The organism is Actinomyces sp. 594, from assembly GCF_019325145.1.
Taxonomy (GTDB): Bacteria; Actinomycetota; Actinomycetes; order Actinomycetales; family Actinomycetaceae; genus Actinomyces.
This window is the reverse complement of sequence record NZ_PIZC01000015.1, coordinates 41,952-48,264: the sequence shown is the minus strand read 5'-3', so window position 1 is coordinate 48,264 and position 6,313 is coordinate 41,952. Positions and strand designations below refer to the sequence as shown.

General features: G+C 68.3%; 5 protein-coding genes. 3 read left to right on the top strand and 2 right to left on the bottom strand.

The genetic code is table 11. The features are described from left to right. Window positions 1-72 precede the first annotated feature (72 nt). Window positions 73-1,752, bottom strand: coding sequence for a phosphoglucomutase (alpha-D-glucose-1,6-bisphosphate-dependent) (gene pgm / locus GZ998_RS02285; RefSeq protein WP_219108733.1), 1,680 nt, complete (start codon window positions 1,750-1,752; stop codon window positions 73-75). A 236-nt stretch (window positions 1,753-1,988) separates the two neighbouring features. Between pgm and GZ998_RS02280 the strand changes: the two genes are divergently transcribed. Both GZ998_RS02280 and GZ998_RS02275 read left to right on the top strand, forming a co-directional pair. Next, window positions 1,989-2,396, top strand: a complete 408-nt coding sequence (locus tag GZ998_RS02280) for a Rid family detoxifying hydrolase (protein WP_219108731.1) — start codon at window positions 1,989-1,991, stop codon at window positions 2,394-2,396. A gap of 85 nt (window positions 2,397-2,481) precedes the next feature. Beyond that, window positions 2,482-3,924: an ATP-binding protein gene (locus GZ998_RS02275; RefSeq protein WP_219108772.1), complete on the top strand. Its 1,443-nt coding sequence runs from the start codon at window positions 2,482-2,484 to the stop codon at window positions 3,922-3,924. A gap of 130 nt (window positions 3,925-4,054) precedes the next feature. Here the strand turns inward: GZ998_RS02275 and GZ998_RS02270 are convergent, their stop codons facing one another. Beyond that, the gene (locus tag GZ998_RS02270; RefSeq protein ID WP_219108729.1) at window positions 4,055-5,281 is read right to left on the bottom strand and encodes a Gfo/Idh/MocA family oxidoreductase; all 1,227 of its coding nucleotides are present in this window, start codon (window positions 5,279-5,281) and stop codon (window positions 4,055-4,057) included. Window positions 5,282-5,542: 261 nt separating this feature from the next. On the opposite strand from GZ998_RS02270, the gene GZ998_RS13370 reads away from it, so the two are divergent. Beyond that, window positions 5,543-6,301 carry an ATP-binding protein gene (locus tag GZ998_RS13370; protein ID WP_219108727.1) on the top strand — a complete coding sequence of 253 codons (759 nt, stop codon included), beginning with the start codon at window positions 5,543-5,545 and terminating at the stop codon, window positions 6,299-6,301. Window positions 6,302-6,313: the final 12 nt, after the last annotated feature.

The window sequence follows — 6,313 nt, the reverse complement described above, 5'->3', positions numbered from 1 at the left end:
TCCGGCGATGGGACGTCCCATCGCCGGACCCCGGCTGTGTTGTGGCGTGGTGCTGTGCCTACCGCGCGGCGGTCAGCCGCCGAGGGCGGCGGAGACCACCTGCTTGGCCTCCTCCTGGACCTGCGCCAGGTGGTCGGCGCCCTTGAAGGATTCGGCGTAGATCTTGTACACGTCCTCGGTGCCCGAGGGGCGCGCGGCGAACCAGGCGTTGGCGGTAGTGACCTTGAGCCCGCCGATGGGGGCGTCGTTGCCGGGGGCGCGCACCAGGCGGTCGGTGATCGGCTCCCCGGCCAGCTCGGTGGCGGTGACGTCCTGCGGCGACAGCGCGGCCAGCTTGGCCTTCTCCTCCTTGGTGGCGGCGGCGTCGATGCGGGCGTAGGCGGAGGCGCCGAAGCGCTCCACCTGCTCCTCGTGCAGCTGGGAGGGGGTCTTGCCGGTGACGGCGATGATCTCACTGGCCAGCAGGGCCAGGATGATGCCGTCCTTGTCCGTGCTCCACACGGTGCCGTCCTTGCGCAGGAAGGAGGCGCCGGCGCTCTCCTCGCCGCCGAAGCCGACGGAGCCGTCCAGCAGGCCGGGCACGAAGTGCTTGAAGCCGACCGGCACCTCCACCAGCTTGCGGCCCATGGCGGCCACGACTCGGTCGATGAGGCTGGAGGACACCAGTGTCTTGCCGACGGCGGCGTCCGCGGGCCAGCCGGGCCGGTGCGTGAACAGGTACTCGATGGCCACGGCCAGGTAGTGGTTGGGGTTCATCAGCCCGTCGGGGGTGACGATGCCGTGGCGGTCGGAGTCGGCGTCGTTACCGGTGGCGACGTCGTAGGGGGTGTTGCCGTCGGCGTCGGGGGTCATGGCGTTGCGCAGTGAAGCCATGGCGTTGGGGGAGGAGCAGTCCATGCGGATCTTGCCGTCCCAGTCCAGGGTCATGAAGGACCAGGCAGGGTCGACCTTCGGGTTGACCACGGTCAGGTCCAGCCCGTAGCGCTCGCCGATGGCGCCCCAGTAGTCCACCGAGGCGCCGCCCAGGGGGTCGGCCCCGATGCGCACGCCGGCGTCGCGGATGGCATCCATATCGATGACGTTCTCGAGGTCGGCCACGTAGGTCTCGAGGTAGTCGTGCTTGACGACGTAGTTGCCGTCCAGGGCCTCGGCGATCGGCACGCGCGGCACATCGCGCCAGCCGTCGGCCAGGAGCTCATTGGCGCGCGCGGCGATCCAGCTGGTGGCGTCGGAGTCGGCGGGGCCGCCGTGGGGCGGGTTGTACTTGAAGCCGCCGTCGCGGGGCGGGTTGTGCGAGGGGGTGACGACGATGCCGTCGGCCAGGCCGGGGCCGGTGGTGCGCACGCCGGACTCGGTGCCGGCGCCGTTTGCCAGCAGGATCGAGTGCGAGACGGCGGGGGTGGGCGTGTAGGAGCCGCGGGCGTCGATCGCGGTGGTGACGCCGGCGCCCGAGAGCACCTCGATGGCGGTGCGCCAGGCCGGCTCGGACAGGGCGTGGGTGTCGCGGCCGATGTAGAGCACGCCGTCGGTTCCCTGGGAACGCCGGTACTCGACGATTGCCGCCGTGGTGGCGACGATGTGAGCCTCGTTGAAAGCGGTGTCCAGGGAGGAGCCGCGGTGGCCGGAGGTGCCGAAGACGACCTTCTGGGCCGGGATCGCGGGGTCGGGGACAAGTTCGTAGTAGGCGTTGACGACCTCATCGACGTCAATGAGGTCCTCTGGTTGGGCGGGAAGTCCTGCGCGTTCGTGCATGGGTGCAGTGTGTCACGGACCACGGGGCATGTCCCGGGAATCCCGGAAGTCGGACGTATTGGTCTTGCTGGAGCGGGCAGGGCGGCGGTCCGTGGGGCGGCGCGGGCCTGCCCGGGCAGACCGGCCTCGGCGCGTCATTGGTGCCGGTTTCGGTGTGTCATTAGTGCCGGTCTCGGCGTGTTACTGGCGCCGGTCTCGCGGGATGGCGGGCTGTGGCGCGCGGCTAGGATGCCGACATGTCGACCGCTGTACAGACCGCCATTGCCACTACCAGCGCCCCGGCCGCCGTCGGACCCTACTCCCAGGCCGTGTCCACCGGCGCGGGCAGCGGCGCCACCGTCTACATCTCCGGGCAGGTGCCGCTCGACCCGGCCACCGGCAAGCTGGTCGACGGCGGCATCGTGGCCCAGGCCGAGCGGGTGCTGGCCAACATCGGCGCGATCCTTCAGGCCGCCGGCCTGGGGTACGAGCACGTCGTCAAGACCACGGTGCTGCTGGCGGACATCGCCGACTTCGCCGCCGTCAACGAGGTCTACGCGCGCTTCTTCACCGGCGCGGTGCTGCCCGCCCGGGCGGCCTTCCAGGCGGCGGCGCTGCCGCTGGGCGCGGGCGTGGAGATCGAGGCCGTCGCGGTGCGCCCCTGAGGGGCGCCGCCGACGCCGCCGCGGCGCCCGCTACTGACAAGCTACTGACAACTACTGTTGATTTCTTTACAGTAGGTCTGTGAAGATGGCTGCGAGAGAGCCGACAGGCAAGATCGACATCGATGCGCTGGCGGTGGCAGAACCGCGGCAGCGCGGGATGCTGCTCGCTGGTGCGCCGGAGACCCAATGGTTTGAACGCAAGTCGGTGCGCGTCGACGCCAAGCGGCTCGCTGCCGCGCTGATCGGCATGGCCAATGCCGAAGGCGGTATGGTGGCTGTGGGGGTCAGCGAGGGGCGGATTGAAGGTATTGACGGCGAGACCCGCAAGGTCAACCGACTGCGCCGGGTCCCGGTTGATCTCATCGATCCGCCACTCGTGCTCAGGGCGGAGGAGATGCCGGTCGAACGCTCCGACCACACGCAGGACCATGTCCTGGTGTTTCTGGTGGAGCCGAGTCGTCACGCCCATCAACGCACCGACGAGGAGGCCTTCATTCGGGCGGGTGACTCGACCATCACGCTGAGTCGGACAGCCTGGCAGGAACTCGTCTACGACCGTGAGGCCGATGCCTATGAGGCGCAGCCGGCTCCAGTCGGCCTCGAAGGTGTGGACTCGGCTCGTGTAGACGCACTTCGGAAGGTCATTGGCGCGGAAGGGGATGACCTGCACGTACTGCGCGCACGCTCTCTAGTAACTCCCGATGATCGATTGACGGTTGCCGGACTGCTCCTGGTGGGGGTGCACCCGCAGCGTTTCCTCCCGCAGGCACTCGTGCGCGTGCTGCGATACCAGGCCGATGAGACCGGTGTGGGATCACGCCAGACGATGGTTGCCGATGGTGATCGCCGCCTGGAGGGCACGATCCCGGAGATGATTGAAGCCGCCTTCTCCTTGGTCGAGGAGTGGGCTCCACGCCGTCGTGCACTCGGCGTAGATGGCAAATTCGGTCCGGTGGATGTCATTCCTCGCGAGGCGTGGATGGAGGCGATCGTCAACGCAGTCATCCACCGCTCGTACTCGATGGCTGGTGACCACATCCGGGTCTCGATCTTCCCACATCGTATTGAGGTCTCCTCGCCGGGCCGTTTCCCCGGACTGGTCGACCCGTCCCGACCGCTTGAGATCGCCAGATATGCGCGTAACCCGCGTATCGCGCGCGTCTGCTCGGACCTGGGATTCGCTCAGGAACTGGGTGAGGGGATTCGTCGCATGGTGGGGCAGATGCGCCAGGCAGGTCTCGGCGATCCGGTGTACCGGCAGACGTCGACGAGCGTAATAGTGAGTCTGGATGCCGCCTCGCGAATATCGACGACGGTTGCCGACCGGCTTGGCCGGCCCGCGCTCGATGCCATGGCGTTGCTGCGCAGCACCGGGCCGCTCGGTACTGCGGACATCGCTGACGCGATGGGTGTCACCCGCCAAACGGCGTTGAAGCGCCTCAAGGCTCTGGAGGCCGAGGGATTGGTGATGCGCACCGGTAGGTCGCCGCGAGACCCGCGATCTACGTGGGTCATCCCCGGGGCCTGACCAGCAGGTACGTACGGCCGAAGATGTGGATTCCGCAGGTACCCGCTACTGACAAGCTACTGACAACTACTGTTAATTTTTTAACAGTAGTTGTCAGTAGTTGGCAGTCCTGGTCGGTGGACGCCGGCCCTTAGGCCCAGTCCTCGACGTCGGTGGTCACGTCCCGGCCGGACGCGGCGGCCTCATCGATGGCGCATGACAGCAGGTGGTCCTGACAGGCCTGCGCCAGCGGGTAGGGTGCCGGTCCCTCCTCGCGCACCCAGCGGCCGGCGTCGGCCAGGATCGTGGCGACGGCGAGGTCGTCCTCGCTCATGCGCGTACCCACCCACGGGTTGCGGTAAAGGACCCGCCCGTCCAGGCTGGCGTGGATCAGGTCGTTGCCCTCGAGGTTCAGGTCGCGGCCCGTGCGCCGGTACTCGATCCGGCTGGTCACCGCCCCGGCGTCGGGCACCCAGCGGGTGACGGCGTCGTCGACGATCTCCCCCAGGGTGCCGCGCACCAGCACGCGGCGGGACAGCAGTGGGTTGTGCCACTGATTAGAGGTGAACTCGTAGACGCCGGTGCGGCCGGAGTCGAAGGCGAGGGTGGCGAGCACCGTCTGGCCGGACTCAACCGTGGGCACGGCGCTCCAGCCGTCGCGGCCGAGCGGCTGGAGGAGCGGTGCCGGGAAGCTGCGGGCGGTGACGGTGACGGGACCGTCCAGCGGGGCGTCGTCGTCGGCGAGGAAGTGCCGCAGCAGGGAGACGGCGTGGTAGCCGTGCGTGGAGGAGACCTGCGCCCAGGCGGGCGTGCCGATGGCGCCGGCGCGGATGGCCGCGAGGCGGGCGGCGTGACCGGGCATGCGCGTGTACTGCTCGGCGACTTGTACCAGCCCGGAGGCGCCGACGTCGTGCCACAGGGCGCGCAGCGAGTCGGGGTCGGGCGCGGGCGGGGTCTCCGCCAGGACGGGGGCGCGGCGGTCCACTAGTTCGCGGATGAGGTCCGGCATGGCGGCCCAGCTCACCGACGGCACGACCAGCTCGGGGGAGCGGGCTCGCAGGCCGTCGAGGGAGTCGGTGGTGGCGACGCCGAACTCCTCGGTCAGGGCCGCGCGAGCCTCGCCGCGGCGGGCCAGGACGCCCACGCACTCCAGGCGCTCGGGAGCCATGGCGGCCAGGCGCAGGAAGAAGCGGGCGCGCCAGCCGGCGCCGACGACGCCGAAGCGCACCGGCTCGTCCGGGGGTGGGGCCGGGCTCTGGTCGGGCATAGGGGCGCTGTAGGGGCGCGTGGGCTTGGGTGCGGAGGGGTGACGCGGGTATCGCGGCGGCTGTGCGGCCGGGACGGGTGCATGGTCGGTGGTGTGGGCGTCGCTGCTCACGGCGGTCTCCTCGGGCTGCAGACTTCATCGTCGAGACGGTAACGACGCTATACCCCGGGCGAGGCGGAGGCAACGGTGCGGCGGTAGGCCTGTGTGTACTCCGTAAGTGCGGTGGCAGTTACCGCGTCGGCCATCCGCCAACACGCCTGGAACCCGTTCGCTGCGCGGGTGCATGACCCACTGCTCTCAGCGACGACTTCACTCAGGTCACTGACGTGCTCACTCTATAGAGTGAGGTTCTCACTGACGTGCACTGAGGTCGTGACTGACGAGGAACTTCAGGAACACGTCGTCGCACAGGGCCTGGAACGGGGAAGCTATAAGCGAGTCGGCGATGCGGACAAGCGCCTGACCACGTACGAGGTACACCTCCTGAGGACTCGGAACGTCAACGATCATGCCGATCGCCAGCCTGTTGGCGGGCGGACCTTCGCAGATCTCGATCCGGACCTGGTGAGCCGCACGGTGGAAAGGGTACGGGCAAGCGGCTCGCGTGCACTCACAGGGCTCGCCCCGGATGATCACGTATCCGCACTGCAGAGGCTTAACGCTCTTACGGTCGACGGCACTCCCACCCTGGCCGGTTATCTGGCTCTCGGTACTTACCCACAACAGGAGTATCCCCAGCTGACCATCGATGTAACCGTTCATCCTGGTACCACCAAGTCTCAGGACCCCACCGTCAGATTCCTAGACCGCCGTAACTGTGATGGTCCACTGCCGCAGGCAATTGACGATGCCGTACACACCGTCATGCGCAACCTACGCGCGCGTCGAATCGTTGAAGGGGCCCGTGGTACCGACATTCCCGAGATTCCGGAGGACGTCCTGCGGGAGGCAATTGCCAACGCGGTCATGCACCGCGACTACTCCCACTTCGTTACAGGGCAGCAGGTTGCTGTCAATGTGTATGCCGATCGCGTCGAGGTCATCAACCCTGGCGGCTTCTGGGGTGATCGCACCAAGGAAAACGTCACCGATGGACACTCTGCGTCACGTTCTCGCGAGTCTTGTCGCTGACGGTCTCCTGGT